At 56.0% G+C, this 375-nt stretch carries 2 tRNA genes; both read left to right on the top strand.

Annotation, left to right across the window (positions count from 1 at the left end):
* Positions 1-191 precede the first annotated feature (191 nt).
* Positions 192-268, top strand: a tRNA-Ile gene (locus M4J39_RS22805).
* A 30-nt stretch (positions 269-298) separates the two neighbouring features.
* A tRNA-Ala gene (locus M4J39_RS22800) sits at positions 299-374 on the top strand.
* Position 375 lies beyond the last annotated feature (1 nt).

The raw sequence follows: 375 nt of genomic DNA, 5'->3' as shown, positions 1-375 counted from the left end.
TCTTCACGGTTCGATATTGGAACACATGGACCAGCAGCCTCAAGCTGCACCGATGATGCCGCTCATGGTATCCGGAGGTCCTTTGGCCCTGGCGCCGGCTTCGTTTCTCTTTCTTCCACGGATGTGTTCGGTAGATCCGATCGGCTGACCTTTTGGGTTACCGGTCAATGGGATCCTCAAGGGTCCCGTGATGGCCTGTAGCTCAGGTGGTTAGAGCACACGCCTGATAAGCGTGAGGTCAGTGGTTCGAGTCCACTCAGGCCAACCAATCCTCTTAGGTTTGGTTTGGTGACGGAATGGGGCCATAGCTCAGTTGGGAGAGCGCTAGCTTTGCAAGCTTGAGGTCGTCGGTTCGATCCCGTCTGGCTCCACCAA

Origin of the sequence: Pleomorphomonas sp. NRK KF1, assembly GCF_023721755.1 — a bacterium.
In the GTDB taxonomy this organism is placed as follows: domain Bacteria; phylum Pseudomonadota; class Alphaproteobacteria; order Rhizobiales; family Pleomorphomonadaceae; genus Pleomorphomonas.
Note: the sequence above shows the minus strand (reverse complement) of the source record. Positions and strands in the feature narration are given on the sequence as shown.